Source organism: Streptomyces sp. NPDC045022 (genome assembly GCF_056432605.1).
Map to the genome: position 1 here is coordinate 115,064 of NZ_JBWKIR010000005.1, position 15,727 is coordinate 130,790.

The following is a 15,727-nucleotide window of genomic DNA, read 5'->3' on the forward strand; positions in this document are numbered from 1 at the left end:
GCGGGGCGCGGAGCGGGTTGCCGCCTGGGGTCGATCACGGCCCGAACACGATCCTCGTACGACCTCAGAAGCCAGTCAATCCTTGGGTTTCCTTATCAAACCCCAGTGTTAACTTGGGTCTTGTGACCCTGGAAGACCTCCGCGTGTTCATCGCCGTGTGCCGTGCGGGCAGCCTCAGTTCGGTCGCCCGCGACCTCGGCTGCACCCAGTCCGCCGTCAGCCAGCACGTCAAGCGGCTGGAGCGGGAGACCGGCGTGGCCCTGCTGGAACGCCAGCCGCGGGGTGTCGTACCGACCCACGCCGGCCGGATACTGGAGGCCGCCGCGGCCGAGGGCATCAACGGCCTCGACCTCGCCGTACGGCAACTGCGCGACCTGGTCGACGGCCACAGCGGCCACGTCCGCGTGGCCACCGGCGCGACGACCGTCCGGCACTTCATGTCCGACGCGGTCGTCACGTTCCGCCGCCGTCACCCCAAGGTCAACCTGGAGTTCCGCACGGTCAGTTCGGGCCGCGGCAGCTTCGACGCCCTCGCCGACGGCACGCTGGACCTCGCGTGGATCACCATCGGCCCGCCGGTGCGGGGCATAGAGCAGCGGACGGTCGTGGAGCTGCCGTGGCTGCTCGCCGTCCACGCGGACGATCCGCTGGGAGGCCGCCCGCACCTGGACCCCGCGGAGCTTGCCGACGTCCGGCTCATCCGGCTCCCGCCGAACTCCACGTCCGCGGCCCATTTCGAAGCGGCGTGCGCCGAGCGCGGTGTGCGGTTCGCGTACGAGCCGAGCGTCGCCGACTGGGACACGGCCCTGCTGCTCGCCGAGCTGGGAGCGGGACGGGCGGTCGTGCCCGCCGTACCCGGCCTGCCGGTCCCCGGCGAGGGCCCGTTGCGCCTGGTACCGCTGCCCGGCCTGCGGCCGCTCCCCGTCGGCTGGGCCGTCCGCCGCTGGGATGCGCTCAGCCCTCCGGCGCGGGCCTTCGCGGATACGGTCGCCGCTTTGCGCTGAGCGCCAACTCCACCCAGACGGTCTTGCCGACGTCCCGTTCCGCGACGCCCCAGAGCGTCGCGAGTACCTGTACGACGACGAGACCCCGGCCGTGCTCGTCCAGCAGCTTCCCGTCCAGGAACCGCAGGGTGCGGTCGCTCCGGGCGTCACTCACCTCGATACGCAAGGTGTCCTTCTCCGGCAGCAGGCTCAGCCGCAGCTCGAAGTCCCGCCCGGGGACACGACCGTGAGTGACGGCGTTCGCGGCGAGTTCGGCCACGACGAGCTGGGCGGTGTGGCTGAGATCGCCGTCGTGCGGGTGTCCCCAGGCGGCGAGCGCGGTACTGGTGAGCCGACGGGCCAGGCGGGCACCGCGGGGCGTTGCGCTGAGCCGTTGGACCAGTTCGGTCGTGGTGGTTGTGGGGGTGGAGATTTCTACGTTCACGTCACCGAGCGTGGTGACTTCTCCCTACGCTGACCAGGGGAGACCCGGCGACTGTGGGTAGTCGTACGGGTTCGGTTTGTGTGGTGTACGGGTGTCGGAGGTGGCGTGGGTGGAGGAGCGGAGGCCGGAGACTCCGGCGGAGGCGAACGGGTCGGCAGCGGTCTTCGTCGTACTCGGCAAGCAGTTGAAGTTGATGCGGGAGCGGGCTGGGCTGAACCAGCGGGAGTTCGGAAACCAGGTGGGGTACGGCCCCGACCAGATCTCGGCGATGGAGCGGGGGGTACGGACGCCGAGGCCGGAGTTCCTGCAGCGGGCGGACGAGATCCTCCGGGCGGATGGGCTGTTCAGGGAGGTCATCCCGCAGGTCGAGGAGGCGATGGCCAGGGCGCGGACGCGGCATCCGGAGTGGTATCGGGGTTATGCCGAGTTGGAGGCGCAGGCGGTCTCCCTGCACGACTACAGCACCATGGGTGTGCTGGGCCTGTTGCAGACCGAGGAGTATTCACGTGCCGTCTTCACACAGCGGCACCCACCTCTGGACGAGGAGACGATCGAGAAGCGCGTGGCGGACAGGCTCTCACGTCAGCAGATCTTTGAGCAGTGGCCGCCGCCCGAGTTCAGCTTCGTCATGGAACAAGCGGTGCTGGAACGGCCCATCGGGGGGCCGAAGGTACAACGGGACCAGCTAACGCAGCTGCTGCGGATCGGCCGCATGCGGAACGTGCAGCTTCAGGTGATGCCGACGGGTCGGGAGGTCCACCCATCACTGGGCGGTCCTTTCACCTTGCTCATCCCGAAGGGGAAGGAGCAGGTTGCGTACATGGAGGTCCAGGGCCACCCCAAGCTGATCACAGACAGAGAAGAGGTCCGCATCCTCGCTGCTCGCTATGGGATCATCCGGGCGCAGGCCCTCAACCCACACGAGTCCCTGGCCCTGATTGAGAAGGTGCTGGAAGAGCTATGACCATAGAGCAGTTGAGCTGGTTCAAGAGCAGTCACAGCAGCGGAGAGGGCGGGCAGTGCGTCGAACTCGCCTATAACTGGCGGAAGTCCAGCTACAGCGACGGTGAGGGAGGCCAATGCCTGGAGGTCGCCCCCCACCCCACCGCCATCCACATCCGCGACTCGAAGCAACCCCTCGCCGCCCACCTCACCGTCACCCCCGCCGCCTGGTCAGCCTTCCTTCTGGGCGAGAAGGAACGCCTGCGGGACTGATTCGCCCAGCGCCTCCTCCGGCTGACGCACGGTGCTGGAGCGAACGGCGAACCCCGCCTCCGACAACAGCTCGGCCATCCGCTCGGGGCGGCGCCGGTGGAAGTGCAGTACCACGTCACGTCCGAAGGGACGGTCGAGCTGGAGCGGCACGTCACCCACCTGGAAGGCGAGGAGCAGCCGTCCGCCGGGAGCCAGTACGCGATGGAACTCGGCGAACAGGGACGGGAGTTCCTCCACAGGTGTGTGGATGCTGGAGTACCAGGAGACGACCCCGGCCAGCGAACCGTCGGCCAGGGGCAACTGCCGCATGGAGCCCTGCTCGAACCGCAGCCCGGGATACTCACGGCGGGCGATGGCGACCATGGACTCCGAAAGATCCAGGCCGAAGACGGACAGGCCCAGGTCGGCGAGGTGAGCGGTGACCACGCCGGGGCCGCAGCCGAGGTCGGCCACCGTGCCGCCGGGGCCGGCCTGTTCGGCGTACGCGCCGAGCAGCGCCCGCTCCAGCGGCCTGTGGGCCAGCGGGTTACGGAAGTGCTCGGCGTAGTCCTCGGCGATGGTGTCGTAGAAGGTGCGGGTGTCGGTCATGGGGAGGGACCGTAGCGGGCCGCACCGACACCCCCCTTAGGCTGCTGCCCTTGGCCAAGGCATCACAGCGGGGGGTACGGGGCCGATGAACCATGCGGCGGAGGTCTTTCAGCCACTTCAGGCGGACGATCCATCAGTTGTGGCGGGCTACCGGCTCGCCGCGCGGCTCGGTGCCGGCGGCATGGGCCGGGTCTACCTGTCGCACACGCAGGGCGGCCGCCCCGTGGCGATCAAGGTCGTACGGCCGGAGCTGGCGGACGACCCGGGCTTCCGGGGGCGGTTCGGGCGGGAGATCGAGGCGGCCCGGCGGGTGCGGGGGGCTTACACCGCCGAGCTGATCGACGCCGACGCGGACGGCGTGCCCCCGTGGCTGGCCACCCTGTACGTGCCGGGGCCCTCGTTGGCGGAGGCCGTGGCCCGGCGCGGGCCGCTGCCGGTGCCGGCGGTGCTGTGGCTGATGGCGGGGGTGGCCGAGGCGCTGCAGGCCATCCATGCCGAGGGCATCGTGCACCGGGACCTGAAGCCGTCGAACGTGCTGCTCGCGGCGGACGGGCCCCGGGTGATCGACTTCGGTATCGCGCTGGCCGCCGACGGCACCGCGTACACGGCGACCGGGGGCACGATCGGCACGCCCTCGTTCATGGCTCCGGAGCAGGCGTCCGGGGACGAGGTCACGGCGGCGACGGACGTCTTCGCGCTCGGGCAGACGGTGGTCTTCGCGGCGCTGGGCGAGCCGCTGTACGGGGACGGCCCAGCCGTCAACGTGCTCTACCGGATCGTGCACTCCGAACCGGACCTGTCACTGCTGCCCGAACCGCTGCGTCCGCTGCTCGCCCGGTGCCTTGCCGCCGATCCGGCCGAGCGGGCCACTCCGGCGGAGATCGTCCGGTGGTGCCGGCAGCGGCTGGGGGCGGACGCCGGCGCGGGCGGGGGACCGGCCGTGTGGCGGGATGTCACCGGACCGGAGGTCATGGTGCCCACTCCGGTCCCCGATCCCACCCCGGCGCACCCGCAGCCGCTGATCGGGTACCCGCGGCCGCCGGCCGGGGGGCCGCAGCCGACGCCGGAGGAGCGGAAGGCGCGCAGGCGGCGCACCGCGCTGATCACGGCCGCCGGTGTGGCGGGAGGAGCGCTGCTGGTGACCGCCCTGGCGTGGTCGGTCATGGACGCCCGGAACCGGCTCGGTGACCGGGGTGCGGCGGGTGCCGAGACGTCCACCACGGGACCGGCAGCACGGTCGTCGGCATCCGCGCCGGGCCCTTCCTCGAAGGCCTCGGACTCGTCGGCGCCGGGGGCCGGCGACGGTGGCGACGGCGCATCGGGGGACACGGCGTCCTCGTCGGCCTCGCCCGGGAACCCGCGGCCGGAGGGGTTCGCCCAGGTGTGGTTGGACGCGAAGACCTCGCTGAGCCTCAGGGACAAGGAGCCCGGGCGGAAGGACCGCAAGGGTGAGATCCGCTTCGACTGTCAGGAGCCCAGCTGCGAACTGGCGAGCGACAGTGCTGTGTTCCTCCAGATGTACGGCGCGCACGGCACCACCCTCGACGAGTGCCGACTCATGCTCAGGAGCGCCACGAAGCACAGTTGGACCCTGGCCGGAGCGGCGGCCGGCACCGAGATCTGTATGAAGGACACCGAAGGCAACATCGGGCTCTACGTGATCCAGACCAAGTCGACCGCGATGCCGGACATCGCCTTCCTCACCGGCGACCTGACCGTCTGGCGGAACGCGGCCTAGCCCAGCCCCGCCAGCCGCAGCAGTGCCGTCGTCGCCGCCGCGGCCACGACCACCACGGCGAACGGCGCCCGGCGCCAGGCCAGAACGGCGCCGACCAGGACGCCCGTGGGGCGGGCCCACCCCGCGAAGCCCCCGCCCTCGGTCAGGGCGCCCGTGGCCAGCAGTGCGACGAGCAGCACCACCGCACCGGCCGAGGCCAGCTCCTGCACCCGGGGCGGGACCGTCACCCGGCCGTGCAGCGCCGGCCCCACCAGCCGGAAGGCGTACGTTCCCGCCGCGAGGGCCAGGATCACGGTGACCGTGGGGTTCATGCGGCGGCTCCCGGGGCCGGCCCGCGGTGCAGGAACAGGCCGGCGAGCGCGAGCAGTACCGGCACGCCGGACGGGACCGCGGGCGTGGCCGCCAGGGCGAGGGCGGCGCCGAGCAGGGCACACCGGCGTACCGTCGCGTCCGCGCGCAGCGCGGGCAGGACCAGGGCGACCAGGACGGCGGGGAAGGCGGCGTCCAGGCCGTAGCGGGCCGTGTCGCCGAGGGCGCTGCCCGCGAGCGCGCCGGCCAGGACGCCGATGTTCCACACGGCGAACAGGCCGAGCCCGGAGATCCAGAAGGCCCGGCGCTGCCGGTCCGGGTCCGGCTGGGCGAGGGCGAAGGCGACCGTCTCGTCGGTGACCAGGTGCGCGCCGAGGAAGCGGGTCACGCGGCCGGTGCCGATGATCTCGGCCACGGCGAGGCTGAAGGCGGCCGTCCGGGTGTTGAGCAGCAGGCCGGTGGCCGCGGCGGCGAGCGGGCCGCCCCCGGCGAGGAGCACGCCCACCGCGCTGAACTGGGCCGATCCGGCATACACGACCAGCGACATCAGCACCGGCACCCACACCGGCAGCCCGCCGGCGACGGAGACGGCGCCGAAGGAGACGCCGACGATGCCGCTGGCCAGCCAGACGAGCGAGCTGTCGCGTAGCAGCGAGTCGGATCCCTGCGCCGGTGTTCGTTGTAGCGAACGCATGTTTTCTACGATGGACAGTAGCCCCCTTGTTCGTCAAGGCGAACGATCGTACCGATGGAGCGAACGACATGTCCGAGGTTCCCGCCCGGCTCCCCATGGAGTGGATCGCCGCGTCCCTGAAGCGGGAGCGCGGCCGTACTGGGCTTTCCCTGTCCGAGCTGGCCAAACGCGCCGGAATCGCCAAGTCCACGCTGTCCCAGCTGGAGGCGGCGAGCGGTAACCCGAGCATGGAGACCATCTGGGCACTCGCGGTGGCCCTCGGCGTACCGTTCAGCGCCCTGGTGGAGTCGCCGGCGCCGGCGGTCCAGGTGATCCGCGCCGGAAAGGGACCCGCGGTCCACTCCGACCAGTCCAGCTATCTGGCCTCGCTGCTCTCCGCCTGCCCGCCCGGGGCCCGCCGGGATCTGTATTTCGTGTGGCTGGAGCCCGGGACCGTCCGGGATTCGGAACCGCATATCCCCGGGACCGTCGAACACATCGTGGTCAGCGAGGGAAGGGTGACGGCCGGGCCGCGCGGGGAGGCCGTCGAGCTGGGGCCGGGGGATTACCTGTCGTACCGCGGGGATGTGCCGCACGCTTACGAGGCGCTCGCCGCCGGAACGAAGTTCGTACTGATCATGCAGCACATGTGAACCGGAAATGAACGGGAAAAGGCAGGAGCCCCGTCGCCGGACGGCGCGGGGCTCCTTGGGTACTGCACTCAGGTTCTGCGATCAGGCAGTGATCAGACGGGGGTGACGTTCTCCGCCTGCGGACCCTTCGGGCCCTGCGTGACGTCGAAGGAGACCTGCTGGTTCTCCTCCAGAGAACGGAAACCCTGCGCGTTGATCGCGGAGTAGTGGACGAAGACGTCGGGGCCGCCGCCCTCCTGGGCGATGAAGCCAAAGCCCTTTTCGGCGTTGAACCACTTCACGGTTCCGGTAGCCATAAGCCCTCCTTGGGCTCAAAAGGGTTGCCCTGCTCCAGAACCTGCAAGTGCGTACGGTGCTGCACAACTGCATTCGTCTGAAAACGACGAGAGCCTGCGGTTACATGCTCCGCAGGCTCTGTACTGCAAGGGAAACCAAACTGCAACTTGCGGCGAGCCTAGCACGCGGGCAGCCGAATGCAATAGAGGTCAAGATCACGTCACTCGGATGTTTGAACGTTCGCTAGCCCGTTTGGCCGTGGGGCCGGTCAGGGCACCGTGGCGCACGGGGTCTAGTCTCGCGATGTGGACAATTCTCGCACCCGGCCGCGCGTCGGCCACATCCAGTTCCTGAACTGCCTGCCCCTCTACTGGGGGCTCGCGAGAACCGGCACGCTCCTCGACTTCGACCTGACCAAGGACACCCCGGAGAAGCTCAGCGAGCAACTGGTGCGCGGTGACCTCGACATCGGCCCCGTCACCCTGGTGGAGTTCCTGCGCAACGCCGACGACCTCGTCGCCTTCCCGGACATCGCCGTCGGCTGCGACGGCCCGGTGATGTCCTGCGTGATCGTCTCCCAGGTCCCCCTCGACCGGCTGGACGGCGCCCGGGTCGCCCTCGGTTCGACCTCCCGCACCTCGGTCCGGCTCGCCCAGCTCCTGCTGTCCGAGCGCTACGGCGTCCGGCCCGACTACTACACCTGCCCGCCCGACCTCAGCCTGATGATGCAGGAGGCGGAGGCCGCCGTCCTCATCGGCGACGCCGCCCTGCGCGCCAACCTCCTCGACGGCCCGCGCTACGGCCTCCAGGTGCACGACCTCGGCGCGCTGTGGAAGGAGTGGACCGGCCTGCCGTTCGTCTTCGCGGTCTGGGCGGCCCGCCGGGAGTATCTGGAACGCGAGCCGTTCATCACCCGCAAGGTCCACGAGGCCTTCCTCGCCTCCCGCAACCTCTCCCTGGAGGAGGTCGGCAAGGTGGCCGAGCAGGCCGCCCGCTGGGAGGCGTTCGACGAGGCCACCCTGGAGCAGTACTTCACCACCCTCGACTTCAGCTTCGGCGCCCCGCAGCTGCGGGCCGTCGCCGAGTTCGCCCGCCGGGTCGGCCCGACGGCCGGTTTCCCGGCGGACGTGAGGGTGGACCTGCTGCGGCCGTAAGCACGAATCACTACGCTGCTGCACACAGGGCGTCGGCGTCGGGGGGAGAGAGCACGCCATGCAGCCGCTGGAAGCAGACGAGCCGGCCGAGGTCGGGCCCTACCGGCTGCTCGGCCGGCTCGGTTCCGGCGGCATGGGCCGGGTCTATCTCGGCCGCAGCGCTGGTGGCCGTACGGTCGCCGTGAAGATCGTGCACCCGCACTTCGCCCTCGACGAGGAGTTCCGCGCCCGGTTCCGGCGCGAGGTGGAGGCCGCGCGCCGGGTCGGCGGCGCCTGGACCGCGCCCGTGCTGGACGCTGATCCGGACGCTCCCGTGCCCTGGGTCGCCACCGCCTACGCGGCCGGTCCGTCCCTCGCGGCGGCCGTCGCCGACAGCGGACCGCTGCCCGCCCACACCGTACGGGCCCTGGGTGCGGGCCTCGCGGAGGCGCTGACGGCCGTGCACCAACTGGGCCTCGTCCACCGGGACGTGAAGCCGTCCAACATCCTGCTGACCCTGGACGGTCCGCTCCTGATCGACTTCGGCATCGCCCGGGCCATGGAGGGTACGGCGTCCCTGACCTCCACCGGTGTGTCGATCGGATCGCCGGGTTACATGTCGCCCGAGCAGATCCTCGGCAAGGGCGTCACCGGCGCCGCCGACGTCTTCTCCCTCGGCGCCGTCCTCGCCTGCGCGGCCACCGGCGAACCGCCCTTCCGGGGCGACTCCTCGGCCGCGCTGCTCTACAAGGTCGTCCACGAAGAGCCCGAACTCGGCTCCCTCGACGGCGAGATGCGCGAGGTGGTGACGGCCTGCCTGGCCAAGGACCCGGCGGCCCGGCCCGAGCCCGCCGAAGTGAGCCGACGGCTCGCCCCCGAGGGCACCGCCCGCCTGATCGCGGGCGGCTGGTTGCCAGGTCCTCTGGTGGAACACGTCAGCCGCAGCGCCGTACGCCTGCTCAACCTGGACACGGGGGAGGCGATGCGGTCGGGTCCCGTGGCCTTCGCGAGCCCCTCGATGGACGGACCGTCAGCCCCTTCTTCACCGGCGGCCTCCTCTCCCGGCCCCGGGGGCGCCGCCTTCGGGTCGGCGGGCTCCGCTTTCGGGGCAGGGGCTTCCTCTTCCGGGGTGGCGGGCTCCGGGGTGGCGGGCTCCGGCGTGGCGGGCTTCGGGGCGGCGGGCTCCTCTTCCGGTGCCGGTGCGGGTGCCGGTGCCGGTGCGTTCGGCCCTGCGCCCGTCATGGAATCCGGTGGGCCGCTGGCCGCCGGTTCCGCGTCCGGTCCGGGGGTGTTGACTGCCGGTTCCGCGTCCGGTTCGGGGGTGTTGACCGCCGGTTCCGGGTCTGGTTCGGGGGCGTCGGCCGCCGGTTCCGGGTCCGGCTCGGGGGTCTCGACCGCCGGTTCCGGGATGCCCGGGGTGCCGACTGCCGTGCCCGCGCCGCGTGACGTACCGCCTCCCGGGCGGGTGTCCCTCAGCGTGGCCGCGACCTCGGCGCCCGCGCAGGGTGGTCGGGGGCGCCGGATCAGTTGCACGGTGGCGCTGGCGGTCGCCGGTGCGCTGGCCGCGGTGTCCGTGGGGCTCGGCGTCCTGCTGCGCCCCTGGTTCGACGGCGGCGGGGACACCAACGCGGGCAGCGGCACCGGGTACTCCCCGGCGCCGAACACGTCCGCCGGCAGCACCAGCGGCCCCGCCACCAGCAGCCCCACGGCCGGCAGCCCCAGCGCCGGGAGTGGCCGGCCCGGCGCGATCCCGGACCGCTACCTCGGCACCTGGGAGGGCCCGGCGACCGGCCTCGGCGGCAACTTGCCCATGGGGACCTTCCGGGTCACCGTCCACCAGGCCCGTCCGGGTGAGGAGTTGGGAAGGCTGCGGCAGACCGATCAGATCGGCGCCGTTTGCACCGACATCCTCACCCTCGAGAAGGTGACCACCACACAGGTCCTCGCGACCTCGACGGGCGCCGCCGGCAACCACGCGGGCTGCAACCCGACCCGGCACCAGGTGGAGTTGACACCGGTCGGCGACGACCTGAGGTACACGTCGGACAGTTCGGATGAAGGCAACCCGGTTTCGCGGATGTCAAGGGTCCGCTAGCGGGCCCCGCCCCGCCCTGTTGCCCCGCCGGTCCCCGCCGTCACTACTGTGTCCGCGTTGGCGAACACCAGCCCACATCGCATCAGGCACGCTCAGCGCCGCACGCAACGGGGAAGGACGGGGAGAGCCCGCCATGGAGACACTGCAGCCCGACGATCCACGGGAGTTGGGCAGCTACCGCATGCTGCGCAGACTCGGAGCCGGCGGCATGGGCCGGGTCTACCTGGCCCGTTCGCCGGGCGGCCGGACCGTCGCCGTGAAGGTCGTACGCCCCGACCTCGCCGCCGACACCGGCTTCCGGGACCGTTTCCGGCACGAGGCCGAGATCGCCCGGGCCGTCTCCGGCCAGTACACCGCCGCGGTCGTGGACGCCGACCCCGAGGCACCGCTGCCCTGGCTGGCCACCTCGTACGTCCTCGGCCCCGATCTGACCGAGGTCGTCGCCGCGCACGGCCCGCTGCCCGAGCACACCGTGCGCGCGCTGGGCGCCGGGCTCGCCGCCGCCCTCCAGGAGATCCACGCGGCGGGGCTCATCCACCGCGACCTCAAGCCGTCGAACGTCCTGCTGGCCGCGGACGGCCCCCGCGTCATCGACTTCGGCATCGCCCGGGCCGTGGACGGCACCCGGATGACACAGACCGGAGTCGTGGTCGGCTCGCCCGGCTACATGCCCCCGGAGCAGGCGCTGGGCAAGGACGTCGGCCCGGCGGGCGATGTGTTCTCCCTCGGCGCCGTCCTCGCCTTCGCCGCCACCGGCCGCAGCGTCTTCGGCGACGGGGCCGCCTCGCACGCGGCGATGCTCTACCAAGTCGTGCACGGGGAAGCCGAGCTGACGGGCATACCGCGGTCCCTGCTCGGCCTGGTCCGGGCCTGCCTGCTCAAGGACCCGGCCGGCCGCCCCACCCCGGGCGAGATCGTGACGGCACTGGCCCCGCGGGGCGTCGAGGGTGTGCTCCGCGACTGGCTGCCGTCGGCGGTGGCCTCCACCATCGCCACGCACGCGGCCGGGATCCTGGACCTCGAGGCGCCGGAGCGGCAGCCGGCAGCGGGCGGCGCCGGTTTCGGGCCCGCCCCGACCATGCCCGACCCGGCGCACACCCCGCCGGGCACACCGGCGGTGGGGGCCGGCTACGGCTATCCACCGGCACCGCAGGCCGGGTACGGTGCCCCGACTCCGGCCGGCGCGGGCGGTTACGGTGCCCCGACTCCGGCCGATGCGGCGGGACACGGCACGCCATCCCCGGCCGGAGCGGCGGAACACGGCACGCCACCGTCACCCGCTGCCCCCGGACACGGCACGCCACCGCCGGCCGCCGCCCCCGGATACGGCACGCCGCCGGGCGGAACTCCCGCGTCCACCACGCCACTCGGCGCCCAGTCCGGCACCGTGCGACTGGACAGCGGCACCGGGACCGCCGCGCCCTCCCGCCGCCGCGCCCTGTCCCTCGCCCTCGGCGGTGCCGTCGCCGTCGTGGCCGTCGGCGGGGGCACGGCCTGGTGGCTCGGCCAGGACACCGAGAGCGGCGAGACGTCGGCCGACGGCACCGGTACCGGTACCGGTGGCAAGGGCGCTTCCGGGGAGCCCGCCGCCGAGAACTTCACCACCCCGCCCGCCGGCGTGGCCCCGCAGCCGCTGTGGCACCGGGCATTGACCGGGGACAACACCGCCGCCGTCCCGCTGCTCGTCCACGACGGTCTGCTGCTGATCAGCGGTGACCCGCTGGTGGCGTACGACGTGCGGACCGGCAGGCCCCGCTGGTCCAAGCCGGACCTCGTGGTTCCCGGCTCCCAACTGCTCCACCACGACGGCAAGCTGTACCTGCCGGACGGCGACTACGACGGCGTCCTCATCGCCCGGGACGCGGCGACCGGCGAGGAGGTGTGGCGCAGCCGGCTCGGCAAGCACATCGACATCGAGGACACCATCGCCATCGACGACCAGCACGTCTACGTCGCGGCGAGCGACTTCAGCGACTCCAAGAGCGCCACCGAGTACCGCACGGCGGTGGCCGCCATCAGCCTCGGCACGCGCAGGACGGTGTGGATCCAGAAGCGCGACTGGGGCACCGACGACTACGACGTCCAGGGCTCCGTCTCGGGCAAGTACCTGGTCTACGCCGACTCCAAGTTCAACCTCACCGTCCGCGACACCGCCACGGGCGCCCAGTTGTGGACGAGGAAGGTCGGCGACGACTGGACCTGGCAGCCCACGGTCTCCGACGGCCTGGTCTTCCTGCCCGGCGAGAAGCTGACGGCGCTCGACGTGGCGACCGGGGCGACACGCTGGACGCTGTCGCCCAACGGGCGCCGCGGCTTCTACAACCCCACCGTCATCGACGGCGTGCTCTACGTGGGCGACCACGACCGGGGCATCTGGGCCGTCGACGTCCGCACCGGCAAGCGGATCTGGCTCTGCGAGGACAACGACCGCGGCGCGCCCGAGGTTTTCCTGACCTCCGGTACGACGCTGTACTGCGGTGCCCAGGCCGTCGGTGGTGGCATCATCGCGCTGGACGCGAAGACGGGCCGCAAGCGCTGGAGCTGGACCGACAACAAGAGCACCGGCGACCAGTGGCAGATCGCCCTGTCGGGCAACCGGCTGCTGATGGCCAACGGCGAGGATGCCTACGCGATGCCCGCCGTCTGAACTGGGTAAGGACCCGCCATGGTGCGACACGGCACGGGGAGTACGGCGACGCCGACAGGGAGCGTGGCCCGATGAGCGCGGGCGGGGTGACCACAGGCGTGCTGGTGCTCGGCGCCGCGGTGTGGGGCGTACTGACGGGCACGCTGCTCCCGCGCGCCGCCTACCGGTTCGCCGTCCCGTCCGGCGAGCCCTGGCGGGGCCGGTGCCCCGGCGGTCACCCGGTCCGGGGGTGGCTGGGCGGCGCGGCGTGCCGGGAGTGCGCGGGTGGTGGAGGCCGCGCGGGTCTTGGGGGGTACGCCGGTGATGGGGAGTACGCCGGCGCGGACTCTCACGAGCGCGCGCCTTCCCCGTCGTACCGCGCGCCCTCCACTCTCCTCCTCGCCACCGCCACCGCCCTCACCTGTGCCGCGCTCGCCGCCGCCACCGGCACCCGGCCCGAGTTGGCGGTCTGGCTGCTGCTCGCACCCGTCGGGGTGCTGCTGGCCGTGGTGGACTTCCGGGTGCAGCGGCTGCCCGACCCGCTGACCCTGCCGCTCGCCGCCGCCGCGCTCGCCCTGCTGGGCCTCACCGCGCTGCTGCCCGAGCACGCCGGCCACTGGCTCACCGCGCTCTACGGCGCCCTCGCGCTCGGCGGCGGCTACTACCTGCTGTACCGCATCAACCCGGCCGGCATGGGCCTCGGCGACGTGAAACTGGCCGTGGGCATGGGAGCGGTCCTCGGCTGGTACGGCTGGCCCACCGTACTGCTCGGCACGTTCGCCGGGTTCCTGCTCGGCGCGCTGTACGGCGGCGCGCTCGTCGTCACCCGGCGGGCGGGGCGCAAGACGGCGATCCCGTTCGGCCCGTTCCTGATGGCGGGCGCCTTCACCGGGCTGCTGATCGGCGCGTACGCGGCCTGAGGCCGGCGGACGGGTGCGTACGCGGCCCGAGGCCGGTGGACCGGCGCGTACGCGGCCTGAGGCCGGCGGACGGGTGCGTACGCGGCCCGAGGCCGGTGGACCGGCGCGTACGCGGCCTGGCGTCTTCGTGGGGAAACGGCTGGCGTAGGCTGGTTCGGTCCGTCCGTACCCCTTGACGAAAGGGACGCCCTGGTGACCGAGAAGGCCGACCTCCAGTCTGTCCTCGACCGTGCCGCCGCCGGTGGGCGGATCACTCCGGAAGAGGCGCTCGTCCTTTACCGCGACGCGCCCCTGCACGCCCTGGGCGTCGCCGCCGACGCCGTGCGCCGCCGCAAGTACGCCGGCGTCGAGCACATCGCGACGTACATCGTCGAGCGCAACATCAACTACACGAACGTGTGTGTCACGGCGTGCAAGTTCTGCGCCTTCTACGCGGCCCCCAAGGACACCGCCAAGGGCTGGACCCGCGACCTCGACGACATCCTGCGGCGGTGCGCCGAGACCGTCGAGCTGGGCGGCACCCAGATCATGTTCCAGGGCGGTCACCACCCCGACTACGGCGTCGAGTACTACGAGAAGCACTTCCGCGCCATCAAGGAGGCCTTCCCCCAGCTGGTGATCCACTCGCTGGGTGCCTCCGAGGTCGAGCACATGGCCCGGATCTCCGGTGTGTCGGTCGAGGAGGCCATCACCCGCATCCACGAGGCCGGTCTGGACTCCTTCGCGGGCGCCGGCGCGGAACTCCTGCCCGAGCGGCCGCGCAAGGCCATCGCCCCGCTGAAGGAGAGCGGCGAGCGCTGGCTGGAGATCATGGAGGCCGCGCACAGGCTGGGCGTGGAGTCGACGTCCACCATGCTCATGGGCACGGGCGAGACCAACGCCGAGCGCATCGAGCACCTGCGGATGATCCGGGACGTGCAGGACCGCACGGGCGGCTTCCGCGCCTTCATCCCGTACACCTACCAGCCCGAGAACAACCACCTGAAGGGCCGCACCCAGGCGACCCTCTTCGAGTACCTGCGGATGATCGCGATCGCCCGCCTCTTCCTCGACAACGTGCGGCACATCCAGGGCTCGTGGCTGACCACCGGCAAGGAGGTCGGCCAACTGTCGCTGCACTACGGCGCGGACGACCTCGGCTCGATCATGCTCGAGGAGAACGTGGTCTCCTCGGCCGGTGCCAGGCACCGCTCCAACCGACTGGAGATCATCGACCTCATCCGCAAGGCGGGCCGCGTCCCGGCGCAGCGCTCGACGACGTACGAGCACCTCGTCGTGCACGACGACCCGGCGAACGACCCCGTCGACGACCGCGTGGTCTCCCACTTCTCCTCCACGGCGATCGAGGGCGGCACGGCCCATCCCGAGCTGAAGCTGCTGGCGTCCAACTGAGCTTGCCGTGCTGACGATTCACGCCGCCCCACTGGTCCTGCCGGTGGGCGCGGCACCCGTCGTGGACGGAGCCGTCGTGGTGGACGGCGACCGGATCGCGGCCGTCGGGCCGTACCCGGAGGTCGCCGCCGGAGCGCCGGGTGCGCGGGTGCGGCGCTGGCCGGGCGTGCTCACGCCGGGCCTGCGTCAGTGGCACCCGCTGTGGTTGCTGCGCCACTGCTACCACCCCGATCCGCGCGAGGCCGACGAGCTGGGCGAACTTCCCCTGTGGGGCGAGCGGTTGGCCGCCCTGGGCGACCTCACCGAGACCCGCCGGGCGGGCAGCGTACGGCGCGGTGTGCAGCGCATGCTGCGCTACGGCACGACGGCGGTCGCGTCCCCCGGAGCCCGCTTCCGCGATCCGCTGCTGGCCACGGCCGTCGCCCGGTCCGGGCTGAGCGTCGTGGGGATCGAGGGCGCCCCGGGCAGCATGCTGCTCGGCGAGCGGCCCGACCTCGACCCGTTCGCCGAAGGGTACGACCTCCCCGGTACGGTCCACGCCCCGCTGACCGTCGGCGGCCGGGCCGACCTGGCCGTGTTCGACGTACCCGACGAGACGGCCCTGACGGAACACGGCGCGGCCAAGTGCGTGGCGACCGTGCTGGCCGGCCGTCTGGTGTACCGGGGCCGCTGACGGATTCA

Annotated in this window: 16 protein-coding genes; 11 read left to right on the plus strand and 5 right to left on the minus strand. The window is 72.2% G+C overall.

Annotated elements, in window-relative coordinates; all coding sequences use genetic code 11:
• Positions 1 to 122: 122 nt before the first annotated feature.
• Positions 123 to 1,004, plus strand: coding sequence for a LysR family transcriptional regulator (locus AC07C1_RS11685; RefSeq protein ID WP_478938526.1), 882 nt, complete (start codon positions 123 to 125; stop codon positions 1,002 to 1,004).
• Here AC07C1_RS11685 and AC07C1_RS11690 read toward each other — a convergent pair.
• Complete coding sequence (locus AC07C1_RS11690; protein WP_478938527.1) at positions 955 to 1,428, minus strand: ATP-binding protein; 474 nt, start codon at positions 1,426 to 1,428, stop codon at positions 955 to 957. The genes AC07C1_RS11685 and AC07C1_RS11690 overlap by 50 nt on opposite strands.
• A 109-nt stretch (positions 1,429 to 1,537) precedes the next feature.
• On the opposite strand from AC07C1_RS11690, the gene AC07C1_RS11695 reads away from it, so the two are divergent.
• Both AC07C1_RS11695 and AC07C1_RS11700 read left to right on the plus strand, forming a co-directional pair.
• Positions 1,538 to 2,392 carry a helix-turn-helix domain-containing protein gene (locus AC07C1_RS11695; protein ID WP_478938730.1) on the plus strand — a complete coding sequence of 285 codons (855 nt, stop codon included), beginning with the start codon at positions 1,538 to 1,540 and terminating at the stop codon, positions 2,390 to 2,392.
• Positions 2,389 to 2,643 (plus strand): DUF397 domain-containing protein, encoded by a 255-nt coding sequence (locus AC07C1_RS11700; RefSeq protein ID WP_478938528.1) that lies wholly within the window; start codon positions 2,389 to 2,391, stop codon positions 2,641 to 2,643. Before AC07C1_RS11695 ends, AC07C1_RS11700 begins: the two co-directional genes overlap by 4 nt.
• On the opposite strand, the gene AC07C1_RS11705 is transcribed toward AC07C1_RS11700, so the two are convergent.
• Positions 2,602 to 3,231, minus strand: a complete 630-nt coding sequence (locus AC07C1_RS11705; protein WP_478938529.1) for a class I SAM-dependent methyltransferase — start codon at positions 3,229 to 3,231, stop codon at positions 2,602 to 2,604. The genes AC07C1_RS11700 and AC07C1_RS11705 overlap by 42 nt on opposite strands.
• 85 nt (positions 3,232 to 3,316) lie before the next feature.
• Between AC07C1_RS11705 and AC07C1_RS11710 the strand changes: the two genes are divergently transcribed.
• Positions 3,317 to 4,969 carry a serine/threonine-protein kinase gene (locus tag AC07C1_RS11710; protein WP_478938530.1) on the plus strand — a complete coding sequence of 551 codons (1,653 nt, stop codon included), beginning with the start codon at positions 3,317 to 3,319 and terminating at the stop codon, positions 4,967 to 4,969.
• Here AC07C1_RS11710 and AC07C1_RS11715 read toward each other — a convergent pair.
• On the minus strand, positions 4,966 to 5,280 hold the full coding sequence (locus tag AC07C1_RS11715; protein ID WP_478938531.1) for an AzlD domain-containing protein: 315 nt from the start codon (positions 5,278 to 5,280) through the stop codon (positions 4,966 to 4,968). The genes AC07C1_RS11710 and AC07C1_RS11715 overlap by 4 nt on opposite strands.
• A complete protein-coding gene (locus AC07C1_RS11720; RefSeq protein WP_478938532.1) occupies positions 5,277 to 5,972 on the minus strand; it encodes an AzlC family ABC transporter permease in 696 nt (231 codons plus the stop codon). The genes AC07C1_RS11715 and AC07C1_RS11720 overlap by 4 nt, the downstream gene beginning before the upstream one ends.
• Positions 5,973 to 6,040: 68 nt before the next feature.
• Between AC07C1_RS11720 and AC07C1_RS11725 the strand changes: the two genes are divergently transcribed.
• Complete coding sequence (locus AC07C1_RS11725) at positions 6,041 to 6,604, plus strand: helix-turn-helix domain-containing protein (RefSeq protein WP_478938533.1); 564 nt, start codon at positions 6,041 to 6,043, stop codon at positions 6,602 to 6,604.
• Positions 6,605 to 6,696: 92 nt separating this feature from the next.
• Here the strand turns inward: AC07C1_RS11725 and AC07C1_RS11730 are convergent, their stop codons facing one another.
• A complete protein-coding gene (locus AC07C1_RS11730) occupies positions 6,697 to 6,900 on the minus strand; it encodes a cold-shock protein (RefSeq protein WP_003974443.1) in 204 nt (67 codons plus the stop codon).
• A 285-nt stretch (positions 6,901 to 7,185) separates the two neighbouring features.
• Here AC07C1_RS11730 and AC07C1_RS11735 point away from each other — a divergent pair, with 285 nt between their 5' ends.
• From AC07C1_RS11735 to AC07C1_RS11760, 6 genes are all read left to right on the plus strand, one after another.
• A complete protein-coding gene (locus AC07C1_RS11735; RefSeq protein WP_478938534.1) occupies positions 7,186 to 8,034 on the plus strand; it encodes a menaquinone biosynthetic enzyme MqnA/MqnD family protein in 849 nt (282 codons plus the stop codon).
• A 58-nt stretch (positions 8,035 to 8,092) separates the two neighbouring features.
• On the plus strand, positions 8,093 to 10,108 hold the full coding sequence (locus AC07C1_RS11740) for a serine/threonine-protein kinase (RefSeq protein ID WP_478938535.1): 2,016 nt from the start codon (positions 8,093 to 8,095) through the stop codon (positions 10,106 to 10,108).
• A 133-nt stretch (positions 10,109 to 10,241) separates the two neighbouring features.
• Entirely contained in the window at positions 10,242 to 12,755 is a 2,514-nt protein-coding gene (locus AC07C1_RS11745) for a protein kinase domain-containing protein (RefSeq protein ID WP_478938536.1), read from the plus strand.
• A gap of 71 nt (positions 12,756 to 12,826) precedes the next feature.
• Positions 12,827 to 13,654 (plus strand): prepilin peptidase, encoded by an 828-nt coding sequence (locus tag AC07C1_RS11750; protein WP_478938537.1) that lies wholly within the window; start codon positions 12,827 to 12,829, stop codon positions 13,652 to 13,654.
• A gap of 192 nt (positions 13,655 to 13,846) precedes the next feature.
• Positions 13,847 to 15,046 carry a cyclic dehypoxanthinyl futalosine synthase gene (mqnC, locus tag AC07C1_RS11755; protein ID WP_478938538.1) on the plus strand — a complete coding sequence of 400 codons (1,200 nt, stop codon included), beginning with the start codon at positions 13,847 to 13,849 and terminating at the stop codon, positions 15,044 to 15,046.
• Between the two features lie 7 nt (positions 15,047 to 15,053).
• Positions 15,054 to 15,719, plus strand: a complete 666-nt coding sequence (locus AC07C1_RS11760; RefSeq protein WP_478938539.1) for an imidazolonepropionase-like domain-containing protein — start codon at positions 15,054 to 15,056, stop codon at positions 15,717 to 15,719.
• Positions 15,720 to 15,727 lie beyond the last annotated feature (8 nt).

What these genes read in the sequence shown, in the direction of transcription:
- AC07C1_RS11700 (WP_478938528.1), top strand. Translation starts at nt 2,389, where the DNA reads ATGACCATAGAGCAGTTGAGCTGGTTCAAGAGCAGTCACAGCAGCGGA.
- AC07C1_RS11705 (WP_478938529.1), bottom strand. Translation starts at nt 3,231, where the DNA reads ATGACCGACACCCGCACCTTCTACGACACCATCGCCGAGGACTACGCC.
- AC07C1_RS11710 (WP_478938530.1), top strand. Translation starts at nt 3,317, where the DNA reads ATGAACCATGCGGCGGAGGTCTTTCAGCCACTTCAGGCGGACGATCCA.
- AC07C1_RS11715 (WP_478938531.1), bottom strand. Translation starts at nt 5,280, where the DNA reads ATGAACCCCACGGTCACCGTGATCCTGGCCCTCGCGGCGGGAACGTAC.
- AC07C1_RS11720 (WP_478938532.1), bottom strand. Translation starts at nt 5,972, where the DNA reads ATGCGTTCGCTACAACGAACACCGGCGCAGGGATCCGACTCGCTGCTA.
- AC07C1_RS11725 (WP_478938533.1), top strand. Translation starts at nt 6,041, where the DNA reads ATGTCCGAGGTTCCCGCCCGGCTCCCCATGGAGTGGATCGCCGCGTCC.
- AC07C1_RS11730 (WP_003974443.1), bottom strand. Translation starts at nt 6,900, where the DNA reads ATGGCTACCGGAACCGTGAAGTGGTTCAACGCCGAAAAGGGCTTTGGC.
- AC07C1_RS11740 (WP_478938535.1), top strand. Translation starts at nt 8,093, where the DNA reads ATGCAGCCGCTGGAAGCAGACGAGCCGGCCGAGGTCGGGCCCTACCGG.
- AC07C1_RS11745 (WP_478938536.1), top strand. Translation starts at nt 10,242, where the DNA reads ATGGAGACACTGCAGCCCGACGATCCACGGGAGTTGGGCAGCTACCGC.
- AC07C1_RS11750 (WP_478938537.1), top strand. Translation starts at nt 12,827, where the DNA reads ATGAGCGCGGGCGGGGTGACCACAGGCGTGCTGGTGCTCGGCGCCGCG.